The sequence below is a fragment of the Agrococcus sp. Marseille-P2731 genome (assembly GCF_900117395.1).
Lineage (GTDB): Bacteria > Actinomycetota > Actinomycetes > Actinomycetales > Microbacteriaceae > Agrococcus.
The window spans coordinates 751,820-765,543 of sequence record NZ_FPEG01000001.1 but is presented as its reverse complement, the minus strand read 5'-3'; the positions used below and the strand labels follow the sequence as shown (position 1 = coordinate 765,543).

The window sequence follows — 13,724 nt, the reverse complement described above, 5'->3', positions numbered from 1 at the left end:
CCGTCCGGCGGCGCCCCGCCACGTTCGATGAGGAACTCCATGCGCCCCCTCCTTGCCCTCACCGTCGCGCTCGCGCTCGTGGCCACCGGCCTCGTGACCGCAGCACGTGCCGCCGAAGCAGTCTCCAGCGAGCGGATCGCCGGCAGCAACCGCTTCGCGACCAGCGTGGAGATCTCGCGGCAGACGCCCGCGACGGGCGACGTGGTCTTCCTGGCGAACGGCCTGAAGTTCCCGGATGCGCTCGCGGCGGGCCCCGTGGTCGCCGCCGAGAGCGGACACCTGCTCCTCACCCCGCCGAACGAGCTGCCTCAGGTGGTCGCCGAGCGCATCCGCGAGCTGGCCCCCTCGGAGGTCGTGATCGTCGGCTCCGCGTCCTCCGTCTCGGACGCCGTCGCGGCTCGCGCTCAGCAGGTCGCCCAGGCGAGCGGCGGCGGCGAGACGCTCACCCGCCTCGGCGGCGCCAACCGCGTCGAGACCTCACTGCTGCTCCTCGAGCGCCTGCGAGCGAAGAGCGGTGGCGTGGCGTCCGTGTGGGTCGCGTCCGGCGCCAGCTTCCCCGACGCGCTGGTGGCGGCCTCCGTCGCCGGGCGTGACGGCTCAGCGGTGGTGCTCGACCACCACGCGCCGACGGCGGCTGGCGCACAGGCGTGGCTCGACCGCGTGGGACCTGCGGTCGCCGGGCTGCCGGTGAACGTCGCCGGCGGCGCGCCCTCCGTCAGCGCCGCCGACGAGCGCGGGCTCCGCGGCTTCGCGTCATCGCTCGAGCGCTTCGCGGGCAGCGACCGGTACCGCACCGCGCAGCTCATCAACGCGCGCTTCGCACCGAGTGGCAGCGAGCCCGTGATGCTCCTCGCCACCGGCCAGAACTTCCCCGACGCGCTCGCGGGTGCCGTGCACGCCGCGCTCCGCGGCGTGCCGATGTTCCTCACACCGAACGCTTGCCACGCATCCATCACCCCGATGCTGCGCGACGAGGCCGATCGCCGCGGCATCAGCCGCGTCGTGGGCCTCGGCAGCTCGGCGACGATCAGCGACGCGGCGCTCAGGCTCGCAGACTGCCCACTCACCCTGCAGCAGACCATCGCGGCGCAGTACGGCACGTTCGCGCCGCAGCAGCACTCCGGCTCGGGCGATCGACTGATCGACCTCGGCGCACGCGGCATCCCCTACGCGCAGATCCGCGCGACCATGTCGAGCAGCGGCACGAACAGCGTCTCGGTGCTCGATGCCGATCGGCAGGAGCTCGACAAGCCGATCGACTTCCCGGGCTCCTACAGCGGCACGGCACTGCTCGCCGCGTTCCACGAGCGCCCGGCGCGGTACCTCAGGGTCGAGACGAACGGGGCCTGGACGCTGCGCCTCACCGATCTCTCGAGCGCGCCCGTGATGGGCACGCCGCTGTCAGGTCAGGGTGACGCAGTGTTCATCTCCGGCAGCCCGGCGCGCACCGTCGCGGCCTCGCACGGCGGCGGCGTGTTCGCGGTGCTGGAGCTCCTCGACGGCGGAGAGAGCTACCGCGTGCCCTTCGAGCACTGCTGCGAGCCGATCCGAGCGACGGCGGTGCTGGCGGCTGGTCCTGCCGTCGTCGCGGTGATCTCCGACTCGCCGTGGTCGCTCACCGGGCGTCCGGGGCCCGCCTCGGCGTCCCCCAGCCAGGACCGGACCGCGCACGAGAGCGGATCGAACCCGCTGCGCGAGCTGTCGCAGCTGGACGGTCAGTCCGCGACGCGCTCGAGCGAGCGGTAGGCATAGCGCAAGCCCGAGGCGCTGGTGTGCCAGCCGGTCGCGGGCTCGCGCGCGATCTCGGCCCAGGGCGCATCCGCCGGGCTTGCGTCGTGCGCGCGCTGATCGGCGGCGATCGCGCCCGGGTCGGGGGCGGTGGTGTCCCCGGATGCGTCGAGGTCGATGTCGGTGATCTCGAGCCGGTCGGCGAGCGGCAGGGCGTCGCGGTAGACGCGGCCGCCGCCGATCACCCACACCTCACCCTCGGTGCCGGCGATGGCGCGCGCTGCCGCCAGCGCCTCCTCGAGGCTCGCGACCGTGCGCGCGCCGGCAGCGAGGTAGTCGCGGTCGGAGGTGATGACGATGTTGTCGCGGCCGGGCAGCGGCCGGAACCGCTCAGGGAAGGACTCCCAGGTGCGACGACCCATGACGACCGGGTGGCCCATGGTGATCGCCTTGAAGCGCTGCATGTCCTCCGGCAGGCTCCACGGCATGTCTCCGGCCTCGCCGATCACACCGCCGCGCGCCTGCGCCCAGATCATGCCCAGCATCCGCTCGCCCCTCTTCGCCGCGCTCAGACCGCGACCGGCGCCTTGATGCCGGGGTGGTGCTCGTAGCCGACGACCTCGAAGTCGTCGAGATCGTAGTCGAGGATGCTGTCGGGGCGGCGGCGGATGCGCAGCGTCGGCAGCGCGTAGGGCTCGCGCGCGAGCTGCCGCTCGACCTGCTCGACGTGGTTGTCGTAGACGTGGCAGTCGCCGCCGGTCCAGATGAGGTCGCCGACCTCGAGGCCCGTCTGCTGCGCGATCATGTGCGTCAGCAGCGCATAGCTGGCGACGTTGAAGGGCACGCCGAGGAACATGTCGGCAGAGCGCTGGTACAGCTGGCAGCTCAGGCGCCCGTCGGTGACGTCGAACTGGAAGAACGCGTGGCAGGGGGCGAGCGCCATGTCGGGGATGTCGGCGGGGTTCCAGGCCGAGACGATGTGGCGCCGCGAGTCCGGGTTCGTGCGGATCGACTCGACGACCTGCGCGATCTGGTCGATCGAGCCGCCGCTCGGGTCGGGCCACGAGCGCCACTGCACGCCGTAGACGGGGCCGAGCTCGCCGTCGGCGTCGGCCCACTCATCCCAGATCGTGACACCCTGCTCCTGCAGCCAGCGCACGTTCGACTCGCCGCGCAGGAACCACAGCAGCTCGAGCGCGATCGACCTGAAGTGCACGCGCTTGGTCGTGATGAGCGGGAATCCCTGCGACAGGTCGTAGCGCAGCTGCCGCCCGAAGACCGAGCGCGTGCCGGTGCCGGTGCGGTCGCCCTTGCTCTCGCCGTTGGCGAAGACGTCGGCGAGCAGCGCCTCGTAGGGGTGAGCGGTCATGATGCCTCCTGTGCTTCAGTGCTGCCGCGTGCGCGGCGCCGCAGCTCGAGCGCCTTGCGGGCTGCCATGCGGGCGCGCTTGCGGTCGCGGGCCGCGTCGTACGCCATCGACAGCCGCAGCCACGACTGCCATGCCTCGGGATGCGCCTCGACGTCCGCCTTCGCGGTCGGGAAGGCGCCCTCGGCGGCCTCCCGGTCGGCTCGGCCAGAGGGCATGGCGGGCAGCGGCTGCGGCATGCCGCCCTGCGCGTCGAGCTCGCGCACCGCGCGGTGCAGCTGCGCGCCGAAGACGAGCTCGCGGCCGAGCGCCCACGCGCCGACGACGAAGAAGACGAGCAGCGCGACGCCCGTGACGATCCCGATCACCTCGCCGGAGGCGATGAGCCGCACTGCGCGGTCGCCGGCCAGCACGAGGTAGAGCGCGAGGGCGCCGGCCATGACGAGCGCGAGCGCCATGCCCATGCCCGCCGGGGCAGCTCGGCGGGCGCCGGCCGGCTCGCTCACGCCAGCCCCAGCAGGTCGCCGATGCCGACGGTCACCCCAGGCAGCGGCTCGGCGCGGAGCGCGAGCAGGATGCCTGCGGTGTACGACTCGCTCGAGGTCGTGTCGTGGCGGATGGTGAGGGTCTCGCCGATGCCGCCGAACACGACCTCCTGCCGGGCGACGACGCCCGGCAGGCGGATGGCGTGCACCGGCACACCCGCGATGATCGCTCCGCGCCCCGGCTCATCGGGCGTGGCGGGCAGGAACCCCCGCACCGCACCGACGGCCTCTGCCGTGCGCGTCGCGGTGCCGCTGGGCGCATCCCGCTTGCGATCGTGGTGGGCTTCGACGACCTCGACCGCCTCGAAGTGCTGGGCGGCGATCGTCGCCAGGTGCGTCTCGAGCACGCTGCCGAGCGAGAAGTTGGGCACGATGCGGATGCGGTCGACACCTCGGTCGCGGAGGGCCGCGACGCGCTCGTCGCTCCAGCCGCTCGTGGCGATCACCATCGGCACCGCCGCCTCGGCCGCCGCGGCGACGAGCTTGGCGCTGGCCGCCAGCACCGTGGCGTCGAAGATCACGTCGATCCGATCGAGGTCGACCCCCTCGCGCACGTCGAGCTCGACCGGCTCGAGGTCGTCGGCCTCGCGCACGAGCCGCAGGGCGAGGGCACCGAGCCGACCGGTGGCGCCCGCGATGCCGACGCGCCTGGTTGCTGCCATGGCACCAAGCCTACGGCGTCGCGGGTCGCCGGCGAGCGGTTGCCGGCCCGCGCGGCCGCGCCGTCCTAGAGTGAGCGGGTGCCCATCACGATCGCTCTCGAGGACCCCGCGACCGAGGTCGCGCAGTCGCTCCTGCAGGCCTACTTCTCGGACCGCGCCATCACCTTCATCGGCGGCACCTACACGCCTCGCCCCGCGGATCCCGCCACACTGCGAGCGCCGGACGGCGCCTTCCTGATCGCCTGGGACGGCGATGAGCCGGTGGGCTGCGGTGCGCTGCGCCGGCTCGAGCCGCACCGCTTCGAGGTGAAGCACCTCTTCGTCGCACCCGCCGGCCGTGGCAGGGGCACGGGTGCCGCGCTGCTCACCGCGCTCGAGCAGCGCGCGGCCGAGCTCGGTGGGACCGAGGTTGTGCTCGACACGAACAGCGCCCTCGAAGCGGCGAACGCGCTCTACACGAGCCGCGGGTACGCATCCGTCGCCCCCTACAACGAGAACCCGAACGCGACGCGCTGGTTCCTGAAGCCGCTCGGTTGATGCCGCGTCAGTAGGGCTGCGGGATGGGCATGCCCGTGCGCTCCTCGGGCGGGAGGTGCCCGAGGTCGTTGTGCACGACGAGCTGCGGCGGCTTGCCGGAGCGACGACGGATGATCGTCAGGCCGCAGTTGGCCTGGTTGAGGCTCATCCACTGCCAGTCCGGCGACTGCATGACCTCGCGCACGAACCAGCCGATCACGAAGTTGTGGGTGACGAGCAGCTCGTTGACGTCGCCGCGCGACGGCCGCAGCCACTGATCGCCCGCATCCTGCATCTGCGCGGCTCCTGCCTCGGCCTCCTCGGGCCGCACGCTGTCGAGGAAGCGGTGGAAGCCCACCGGGGTGCTCTCGTCCTTGCCGGAGGGGATGCAGTCGAGCAGCAGCGACGACTTCTCGAACTCGACGGCCGTCAGGCGCTCCTGCATGATCGCCGCGGTCTCGGTGGCGCGCATGAGCGGCGAGGTCCACGCGCGATCGAAGTCGACGCCCGAGAGTCGCTGCGCGATCGCCTTCGCCTGACGCACGCCGCGTCCGGAGAGCTTGCCGTCGTCGACGCCGTGCTCGGCATCGAGCTGCTCGCCATGCCTGACGAGGTAGAGCAGGTGGGCCATCGTTCCTCCGCGTGGCGCGACGATGCGCCCGATCTCGGTGCTGCGGGCGCGCGAACGGGCCCTTCTCTCTAGCGAGCGGCTGGGACCGCTGCCTCCACCGTATCCCGCCGGGCTGACGCGACGAGCGAGTCGAGCCCGTCCGGCACCTGGCCGACGGCCGAGATCGAGCGGGGACCGCTCGCGAGCTGCACGGCCAGCTCGCGCACATCCGCCTCGGTGACGCGCTCGATGCGCTCGAGCGTCGCGTCGATGTCGAGGAACGCCCCCAGCGTCAGCTCTGCTCGGCCGAGGCGCGACATGCGCGTGTCGCTCTCCTCCAGTGCGAGCGCCGAACCACCCGCGAGCTGCCCCTTCGCGCGGCGCAGCTCGTCGTCGGCCACGCCCTCGGCGAGCCGCTCGAGCTCGGAGAGCATGAGCCCGGCGACCTCCAGCGTCTTGTGCGGCTGGCAGGCGGCCGCCATGCCCATGACACCCGCGTCGGCATAGCCGGAGGCGAAGGAGTAGACCGAGTAGGCGAGGCCGCGCTTCTCGCGGATCTCCTGGAAGAGGCGTGACGACATGCCGGACCCGAGCACCGCGTTCAGCACCGCCATGGTGCTGCGACGCGGGTCGCCCGCGGTCAGCCCCGGCGTGCCGAGCATGAGGCTCACCTGCTCGAGCGGGCGGCGCACGACGGTGAGCCCTCCGTCGCTCGAGGGCTGCAGGGCGCCATCGCGGCGCTCCTTCGGGCTGCCAGCGGTGAGCGCCCATCCGTAGCGGCTGAGCGCCTCCTGCAGCTGCTCGACGACGGTGTCGTGGTCGACGGCGCCGGCCACGGTCACGACCAGGTCGCTCGCGCCGTAGTGCTCACGGTAGTGCTCGGCGACCCGGTCGCGCGAGACAGCGCGGATCGACGCGCTCGTGCCGCCGATCGGACGCCCGAGCGGCGCCTCCACGCCGTGCACCAGCTCGCTGAGCCGCTCCCCCGCAACGTCGCCGGGATCGTCGTCGGCCATCGCGAGCTCCTCGAGGATCACCTCGCGCTCGTGCTCGAACTCGCCCGCGTCGAGCAGCGAGGAGGTCACCATGTCGGCCAGCACGTCGACGGCCATGCCGAGGTCGCGGTCGCGCACCTTCGCGTAGTAGCAGGTGTGCTCCTTGGCGGTCAGTGCGTTGTGCTCACCGCCGACCTCGTCGAAGGCGACGGCGATGTCGAAGGCCGTGCGCGTCCGGGTCCCCTTGAACAGCAGGTGCTCCAGGAAGTGCGTGGCGCCTCGCGCGTCGTCGCGCTCGTCGCGAGAGCCCACCGGCACCCAGAAGCCGACCGAGGCGCTCGCGGCACCTGGCACGCGCTCGGTGAGCACGCGCACGCCGCTCGGCAGCACGCTGCGGCGCACCACCGAACCGCCGGCGGCGTTGATGACGATCTCGGGGGTCTCGAGCGGCAGGGCGACAGCGGGCATCCGACGATTCTACGTCGCTCGAGGCAGCACCGGCCGCGATGGCGCACGGCGCTGCCCGCGCAGACGACGGATGCCCCCACCCGGCTGGGTGGGGGCATCCGTCGTCGTGCGGTGGTTACTCTGCCGAGTCGGCCGAGACCGAGGAGACCGAGGACTCCGCGTCGCCGGCTGCAGCGGTCGGGGCGACCGGCTGGCTGTCGTCGACGACCTCGAGCGAGAGCTTGCCGCGGTCGTCGATCTTGGTGATCTCGACCTGGATCTTCTGACCGACCGAGACGACGTCCTCCACGGCCTCGATGCGCTTGCCGCCGTTCAGCGTGCGCATCGCGGTCACGTGCAGCAGACCGTCGCGACCGGGCATCAGCGAGACGAACGCGCCGAACGACGCGATCTTCACGACGGTGCCGAGGAACCGCTCGCCGATCTCGGGGTTCGAGGGGTTCGCGATGGCGTTGACCGCGGCGCGCGCGGCCTCTGCCGACGGCCCGTCGACGGCGCCGATGTAGACGACGCCCGAGTCCTCGATCGAGATCTGGGCGCCCGTGTCGTCCTGGATCTGGTTGATCGTCTTGCCCTTCGGGCCGATCAGCTCGCCGATCTTGTCGACCGGGATCTGCACGCTGATGACGCGCGGCGCGGTGGGCGCCATCTCGTCAGGTGCGTCGATGGCGGCGTTGAGGACCTCGAGGATCTTCGTGCGCGCCTCCTTCGCCTGCGTCAGCGCGCTGTGCAGCACCGAGGCCGGCAGGCCCGAGAGCTTCGTGTCGAGCTGGATCGCCGTGATGAACTCGGGCGTGCCAGCGACCTTGAAGTCCATGTCGCCGAGCGCGTCCTCAGCGCCCAGGATGTCGGTGAGCGCCGCGTAGCGGGTCTCGCCGTCGACCGTGTCGCTGACGAGGCCCATCGCGATGCCTGCGACGGGGGCCTTGAGCGGCACACCGGCGTTCAGCAGCGCGAGCGTCGAGGCGCAGACCGAGCCCATCGACGTCGAGCCGTTCGAGCCCAGCGCCTCGGAGACCTGGCGGATCGCGTACGGGAACTCCTCGCGGCTCGGCAGCACGGGCATGAGCGCGCGCTCAGCCAGGGCTCCGTGGCCGATCTCGCGGCGCTTGGGGCTGCCGACGCGGCCCGTCTCGCCCGTCGAGTACGGCGGGAAGTTGTAGTTGTGCATGTAGCGCTTCGACGTGACAGGGCTCAGCGAGTCGATCTGCTGCTCGAGCTTGAGCATGTTGAGCGTCGTGATGCCCATGATCTGCGTCTCGCCGCGCTGGAAGATCGCGGAGCCGTGCACGCGCGGCACGACCGCGACCTCGGCGTCGAGCGGACGGATGTCGGCCAGGCCGCGGCCGTCCATGCGGATCTGGTCGGTGAGGATGCGGCCGCGGACGACCTCCTTCGTCACCGCCTTGTAGGCGCCGGAGACCTGCGTCGCGACGACCGCGGGCAGCTCGCCGCGCTCGATGCGCTCGTTGATCTCCTGCTTGACCTGCTCCTTGAGCTGGTCGTCGGCGTCGTTGCGCTCGAGCTTGCCGGCGATGCGGTAGACCTCGCTCAGGCGATCCTTGGCGATGCCGCGGACGGCCTCGAGCGCCTCGTCCGAGTAGGGCGGGAAGAGCGGGTAGTCCTGCGTCTCCTTCGCGGCGGTCTTCGCGACCTCTGCCTGCGCGGCGACGAGCTGCTTGATGAAGGGCTTCGAGGCCTCGAGGCCCTGCGAGACGATCTCCTCGGTCGGCTTGACAGCGCCGCCCTCGATGAGCGCCCATGCGTTGTCGGTGGCCTCGGCCTCGACCATCATGATCGCGACATCCTCGACGCCCGCGGCGTCGGTGACCACGCGGCCGGCGACGACCATGTTGAACACGGCGCGCTCGAGCTGCGAGTGCTTCGGGAAGGCGACCCACTGGCCGTCGATGAGCGCGACGCGCACACCGCCGATGGGGCCGTCGAACGGCAGGCCGCTCAGCTGCGTCGACATGGAGGCCGCGTTGATCGCGAGCACGTCGTAGAGCTCGTCGGGCTCGATGGCGAGCACGGTGACGACGACCTGCACCTCGTTGCGGATGCCCTCCACGAACGACGGGCGCAGCGGCCGGTCGATGAGGCGGCAGGTGAGGATGGCGTCGGTCGAGGGGCGGCCCTCGCGACGGAAGAACGAGCCCGGGATGCGGCCGGCGGCGTACATGCGCTCCTCGACGTCCACCGTGAGGGGGAAGAAGTCGAAGTGGTCCTTCGGGTGCTTGCCGACGCTCGTGGCGCTCAGCAGCATGGTCTCTTCATCGATGTAGGCGACAGCGGCGCCCTGCGCCTGCTGCGCGAGCCGGCCGGTCTCGAACCGGACGGTGCGGGTGCCGAACTTGCCGTTGTCGATGACGGCTTCGGCGAATGTGATCTCTGGACCCTCCAAGGGTCCCTCCTCTCGTAGGCGCGCACGCGCGCTGTCGAACGTCGCGCATCCGCGGTGAGGAGGTGGTCATCAGTGGAGGAGGTCGAAGCCTGCTGCTTCGGCATCCTCCACCAACGACCAGCCTCGGTCTCGTGAGCGGATGCGCTGCGGTCGCGAGCAGATGCTGCGACCGATCTGCATCGTATCAGTCGGGCACCGCAGCGGCCCGGAGCCTCGGCGAGCGCGCTGGCAGGCGGCCGTAGCATCACCAGCATGGCCAGCATCCCGCCGCTCGACCTCCGACCGCTCCACGAGCCGCTCACCTCGGAGCGGCGGCGTGCGGCAGGGCGCTGGCGGCGCGAGCGCCGGCGTCCCGCCGACGTGCGAGCGATCGGCCTCGCGATCGCCGGGTGGGTGCTGACCATCCCCGGGCTCCTCATCGTGGCGAGCTACCTCGCGAGCCCGGAAGAGCTGCCGATGCTCATCGTCGGCTCGATCGTCGCCGCCATCGGGCTCGCGCTCCTCGTCGGTCGCTCGATCGCGCGCCGCGCCCAGCGCATCCGCGAAGCACGACTGCTCGCCTTCGCCGAGGCGAACGGCTTCGCCTACGCCGCGGCCGCGCTGCGCCAGGACGGCCGCGTCGAGGATGTGCTGCGCGCGCACGACGGCGCGGAGTGGGGTGTGCTCGTGGTGTCGCAGCGCGATCGCAGCGAGCGCCGGCACGGCTACCTGGGGGTGCCCTACGCTCCGCCCGTCGACCCGGCCGAGGACCCGACGCTGCTCGTGCTGCGCGAGCACATCACCGACGTCGGCCTCCGGTGCACCATCGCGCTGCGCGGCGGCACGCTCGGCCTGACCGCGCACGACGGCTGGTCGCAGGAGGACGTCGCGGTGCAGCGGTTCGTCCACGACGTGCGCTCGATCCTCGCGACCATGGCGAGCCCGAGCGCCGCGAGCGCCGAGCGGCCCACAGCGATCGCCTCGACGACGGCCGGCAAGCGGCTCGCTCGGGCGCAGCTGCGCATCGGGATCGGCGCCGCCCTCGGCGCCGTGGCGCTGGCGCTCGGGACCTCGCTGCTCGGCCAGCTGCTGCGCTGAACCGGCTCTCGACATGACGAAGGGCCGCCCCGTGCGGGGCGGCCCTCGAGAGTCATCAGGCTATCGGCGGAGGCCGAGACGCTCGATCAGCGCGCGGTAGCGCTCGATGTCGACGTCCGACAGGTAGCCGAGCAGGCGGCGACGCTGACCGACGAGCAGCAGCAGACCACGACGCGAGTGGTGGTCGTGCTTGTGCTCCTTCAGGTGCTCGGTGAGGTCCTTGATGCGACGCGACATCAGCGCGATCTGCACCTCGGGGCTCCCGGTGTCGCCCTCGTGCGTGGCGTACTCCTCGATGATGGCCTTCTTGATCTCTGCGTTCAGGCTCATGTGATGGGGCCCCTCTCTCCTCGCAGCGCGGTGCCCGTGCCGGATGCACGAGCGCTCTTCGTCCGCGGCCGGTTCACGGCAACCTGCCAAGACTACCAGTTCCCGCGACACCACGGGGGCTCAGCGCTGCAGGAGCTCAGCACCATGGCGGCTCAGCGCCGCGGCGGCCAGCCGCGCTCGAGCTCCAGGTCGCCGAACCGCTGCACGCGCGCCCCCGTCGGCGCCGCGACCGCGATCCCCTGCTGCATGTGCACCGGCTGGCCGATCGCAGCGCTCGCCATCGTGCGGCGCAGGTGCATGAGCTCCGACAGCAGCGACACCTCGTCGGCGACGTGCTTCGCCTTGTCGCGGCCGACGAGCGCGCGCTGCCGGTGGTTCGCGAGTCGCGTCGCGGTCTGGATGTACTGCTGCATCGGCCGGCGCAGGCCCCGCCGCTTGGCCCACTGCAGCAGCAGCGCCCGCCCGTCGCCCGAGGAGAGCCGCTCGACCTCCTCGTGGCTGAACCAGCCGGCGCGGCCGTAGTCGTGCAGGCGGGCCCGCGTGATCCTGATCTCCTGCCGCAGCAGCAGCCACACGAGCGCCGCCGCGATCACGCACAGCGGCACCTGCACGAGCAGGTAGTAGACGAAGAAGCCGACGGTGCCGCCCGGCACCCACCAGCTGGCGGAGTTCCACAGCGCGTGCAGGAGCGCGGAGACCAGGTGGCCGGCCGGGAACGCGAGCAGCAGCCACCACCGGCTGCGCAGCCGGGCCGCGAAGCCGAGCGCGAGCCCGATGCCCACCGCGGTGAAGATCGCGTGCGTCAGCGGGCTCATGATGCCGCGCAGGAAGAAGATGAAGGAGCCGTCGCCGCTCTCGCTGAGGGAGGTGCCGAAGTAGAGGATGTTCTCGGTGAACGCGAAGCCCGCGGCCGACAGCGCCGCGAAGACGATGCCGTCGACCGGGCCGTCGAAGGTCTTCCTGAAGAACAGGAACATGATGACGACGGGGATGGCCTTCCACAGCTCCTCGGTGAAGGGCGCCTGGATGACGGTGGCGTAGAACTCGTACTGCTCCTGGGACTGCAGGAAGGGCACGACGATCGGCTCGAGCACGCCCTCGTTGAGCAGCAGCGTCAGCAGCACCGCGGCGATGCCGCCCCACAGCGCGGCGAACCACAGCGCGATGCGGGGCTCGGGCTCCCAGCGGTCGATCGCGGCGACCGCCCAGATGACGAACGCGAGCGGGAGCAGCGCCATGAGGCCGGAGGTCGCCACGAGCGCCGAGTCGCCGATCGCGCCGTCGAGGATGAAGATGACCGCGAACGACGCGAGCGCCAGCACGGCGATGCCGATCACGCCGGCGATGACGCCGACGTTCGGACCTTGCTTCCGGGCGAGCGGAGACAGCTGGGCGAGGGCACTCACTCGCAGATCGTATCGAGGAGCGCCCCGCCGGGCATCACTGCTCGCCGTCGAGGACGATGACGGGCATCGCCTGCGTCGTCGGCTGCAGGCCAGACAGTCGGGCCGGCTCCAGCAGCTTCTCGACCCGCTCGCGATCCATCAGCCCGTTGTCGACCACGAGGTCGGCGATCGACTTGTGGCTCGTGAGCGCCTCGTGCGCGAGCTTCGCCGAGTCGGCGTAGCCCAGGTAGGGCGTGAGCGCCGTGACGACACCGACCGACGAGCCGACCATGAGGCCGAGGCGCTCGCGGTTCGCCTCGATGCCGTCGACGCAGTTGACGCGCAGGGTCAGGCACGCCTGCGTCATCCAGTGCAGGCTCTGCAGGATCTGGTGCGTGATGACCGGCTCGAAGGCGTTGAGCTGCAGCTGCCCGGCCTCCGACGCCGCCGTGACCGTCGCATCCGACCCGATGACGGCGAAAGCGACCTGGTTGACGACCTCGGGGATGACGGGGTTGACCTTGCCGGGCATGATCGACGACCCGGCCTGCTTGGCGGGCAGCGAGATCTCGCCGAAGCCTGCCTGCGGACCGGAGGAGAGCAGGCGCAGGTCGTTGCAGATCTTCGAGAGCTTCACGGCGCAGCGCTTGAGGGCGCCGGAGACGGTCATGAACACGCCCGTGTCGCTCGTGGCCTCGATGAGGTCGCTCGCGGTCACGATCGGCAGGCCCGTGAGCTCGGCGAGGTGGCGGCTCGCCGCCTCGGCGTAGCGCGGGTCGGCCGTGATGCCGGTGCCGATCGCGGTGGCGCCGAGGTTGACCTCCGCGAGCCACTTGATGGTCTCCTCGAGGCGGTCGTAGTCCTCGCGCAGCGTCACCGCGAAGCCGCGGAACTCCTGGCCGAGCGTCATCGGCACGGCGTCCTGCAGCTGCGTGCGGCCGACCTTCAGCACGTCTCGGAACTCGACCGCCTTCGCGTCGAACGCATCCGTCAGCCTCGCCAGCTCGTCGAGCAGGCGTCGCAGCGTGAACGCCATCGCGACCTTGATCGAGGTCGGGTAGGTGTCGTTCGTCGACTGCGATCGGTTGACGTCGTCGATCGGGCTGAAGCGCTCGTAGTCGCCCTTCTCGTGGCCCAGCTCGACCAGGCACGCGTTGGCGATCACCTCGTTGGTGTTCATGTTCGTCGAGGTGCCGGCGCCGCCCTGGATCACGCCGACCTTGAACTGGTCGTGCAGCTCGCCGGCGCGGATGCGCTCGCAGACGCGCTCGATGAGGTCGGCCTTCTCGGGCTCCAGCGAGCCGATCTCCTTGTTGGCGCGCGCGCAGGCCTGCTTGACGACAGCGAGCGCGTTCACGAGGTCGGAGTAGACGGAGATGGAGCGGCCGGTGATCGGGAAGTTGTTGAGCGCCCGCTCGGTGTGGATGCCCCAGTAGGCGTCGACCGGCACGGGCATCTCGCCGAGCGAGTCGCGCTCCATGCGGGTGGGCCCGTCGTAGCTGCGCTCTCCCTGCGGTGCGGGGTCGAGCTTGTATGCAGGGGTGTCGGTCATAGCGGGCTCCGTTGCCTTCCGTGTGCCTCGTGGGCGGGTTGCGATGCGGTGCGGGCTGGTGGCCCGCGCCATGAGCCTAGCCGGGA

13 protein-coding genes are annotated in these 13,724 nt (G+C 71.5%); 3 read left to right on the top strand and 10 right to left on the bottom strand.

The genetic code is table 11. The features are described 5' to 3' along the window. Positions 1-39 precede the first annotated feature (39 nt). Complete coding sequence (locus BQ6202_RS03740) at positions 40-1,746, top strand: cell wall-binding repeat-containing protein (RefSeq protein ID WP_072313093.1); 1,707 nt, start codon at positions 40-42, stop codon at positions 1,744-1,746. Here BQ6202_RS03740 and BQ6202_RS03735 read toward each other — a convergent pair. The 4 genes from BQ6202_RS03735 to dapB are packed head-to-tail and all read right to left on the bottom strand — an operon-like array spanning position 1,716 to position 4,301. Then, entirely contained in the window at positions 1,716-2,273 is a 558-nt protein-coding gene (locus BQ6202_RS03735) for a dihydrofolate reductase (RefSeq protein WP_072313092.1), read from the bottom strand. The two genes, BQ6202_RS03740 and BQ6202_RS03735, sit on opposite strands and share 31 nt — an antisense overlap. 23 nt (positions 2,274-2,296) lie before the next feature. Continuing rightward, entirely contained in the window at positions 2,297-3,097 is an 801-nt protein-coding gene (locus BQ6202_RS03730; RefSeq protein WP_072313091.1) for a thymidylate synthase, read from the bottom strand. Next, positions 3,094-3,600, bottom strand: coding sequence for a hypothetical protein (locus BQ6202_RS03725; protein ID WP_327021578.1), 507 nt, complete (start codon positions 3,598-3,600; stop codon positions 3,094-3,096). Before BQ6202_RS03725 ends, BQ6202_RS03730 begins: the two co-directional genes overlap by 4 nt. Beyond that, entirely contained in the window at positions 3,597-4,301 is a 705-nt protein-coding gene (dapB, locus tag BQ6202_RS03720) for a 4-hydroxy-tetrahydrodipicolinate reductase (protein WP_072313089.1), read from the bottom strand. Before dapB ends, BQ6202_RS03725 begins: the two co-directional genes overlap by 4 nt. A 78-nt stretch (positions 4,302-4,379) precedes the next feature. Between dapB and BQ6202_RS03715 the strand changes: the two genes are divergently transcribed. Continuing rightward, a complete protein-coding gene (locus BQ6202_RS03715; RefSeq protein WP_234946097.1) occupies positions 4,380-4,838 on the top strand; it encodes a GNAT family N-acetyltransferase in 459 nt (152 codons plus the stop codon). Between the two features lie 7 nt (positions 4,839-4,845). On the opposite strand, the gene BQ6202_RS03710 is transcribed toward BQ6202_RS03715, so the two are convergent. The 3 genes from BQ6202_RS03710 to BQ6202_RS03700 form a co-directional block, all read right to left on the bottom strand. Continuing rightward, complete coding sequence (locus BQ6202_RS03710) at positions 4,846-5,448, bottom strand: histidine phosphatase family protein (protein WP_072313088.1); 603 nt, start codon at positions 5,446-5,448, stop codon at positions 4,846-4,848. A 68-nt stretch (positions 5,449-5,516) separates the two neighbouring features. After that, positions 5,517-6,890, bottom strand: a complete 1,374-nt coding sequence (locus BQ6202_RS03705; protein WP_072313087.1) for a M16 family metallopeptidase — start codon at positions 6,888-6,890, stop codon at positions 5,517-5,519. A 115-nt stretch (positions 6,891-7,005) separates the two neighbouring features. Then, positions 7,006-9,294 (bottom strand): polyribonucleotide nucleotidyltransferase, encoded by a 2,289-nt coding sequence (locus BQ6202_RS03700; RefSeq protein ID WP_072313086.1) that lies wholly within the window; start codon positions 9,292-9,294, stop codon positions 7,006-7,008. 252 nt (positions 9,295-9,546) lie between these two features. Between BQ6202_RS03700 and BQ6202_RS03695 the strand changes: the two genes are divergently transcribed. Beyond that, a complete protein-coding gene (locus BQ6202_RS03695; RefSeq protein WP_072313085.1) occupies positions 9,547-10,371 on the top strand; it encodes a hypothetical protein in 825 nt (274 codons plus the stop codon). Positions 10,372-10,431: 60 nt separating this feature from the next. Here the strand turns inward: BQ6202_RS03695 and rpsO are convergent, their stop codons facing one another. The 3 genes from rpsO to BQ6202_RS03680 all read right to left on the bottom strand — a co-directional run bounded on the left by rpsO (position 10,432) and on the right by BQ6202_RS03680 (position 13,638). Continuing rightward, on the bottom strand, positions 10,432-10,701 hold the full coding sequence (rpsO, locus tag BQ6202_RS03690) for a 30S ribosomal protein S15 (protein WP_072313084.1): 270 nt from the start codon (positions 10,699-10,701) through the stop codon (positions 10,432-10,434). A 152-nt stretch (positions 10,702-10,853) separates the two neighbouring features. Continuing rightward, a complete protein-coding gene (locus BQ6202_RS03685) occupies positions 10,854-12,107 on the bottom strand; it encodes a PrsW family intramembrane metalloprotease (RefSeq protein ID WP_072313083.1) in 1,254 nt (417 codons plus the stop codon). A 34-nt stretch (positions 12,108-12,141) separates the two neighbouring features. Continuing rightward, positions 12,142-13,638 carry an aspartate ammonia-lyase gene (locus BQ6202_RS03680; protein ID WP_083586927.1) on the bottom strand — a complete coding sequence of 499 codons (1,497 nt, stop codon included), beginning with the start codon at positions 13,636-13,638 and terminating at the stop codon, positions 12,142-12,144. Positions 13,639-13,724: the final 86 nt, after the last annotated feature.

Bases quoted from the DNA above. Each gene is read 5' to 3' on its own strand.
- dapB (WP_072313089.1), bottom strand. From the start codon at position 4,301: ATGGCAGCAACCAGGCGCGTCGGCATCGCGGGCGCCACCGGTCGGCTC.
- BQ6202_RS03710 (WP_072313088.1), bottom strand. From the start codon at position 5,448: ATGGCCCACCTGCTCTACCTCGTCAGGCATGGCGAGCAGCTCGATGCC.
- rpsO (WP_072313084.1), bottom strand. From the start codon at position 10,701: ATGAGCCTGAACGCAGAGATCAAGAAGGCCATCATCGAGGAGTACGCC.
- BQ6202_RS03735 (WP_072313092.1), bottom strand. From the start codon at position 2,273: ATGCTGGGCATGATCTGGGCGCAGGCGCGCGGCGGTGTGATCGGCGAG.
- BQ6202_RS03730 (WP_072313091.1), bottom strand. From the start codon at position 3,097: ATGACCGCTCACCCCTACGAGGCGCTGCTCGCCGACGTCTTCGCCAAC.
- BQ6202_RS03705 (WP_072313087.1), bottom strand. From the start codon at position 6,890: ATGCCCGCTGTCGCCCTGCCGCTCGAGACCCCCGAGATCGTCATCAAC.
- BQ6202_RS03680 (WP_083586927.1), bottom strand. From the start codon at position 13,638: ATGACCGACACCCCTGCATACAAGCTCGACCCCGCACCGCAGGGAGAG.
- BQ6202_RS03695 (WP_072313085.1), top strand. From the start codon at position 9,547: ATGGCCAGCATCCCGCCGCTCGACCTCCGACCGCTCCACGAGCCGCTC.
- BQ6202_RS03740 (WP_072313093.1), top strand. From the start codon at position 40: ATGCGCCCCCTCCTTGCCCTCACCGTCGCGCTCGCGCTCGTGGCCACC.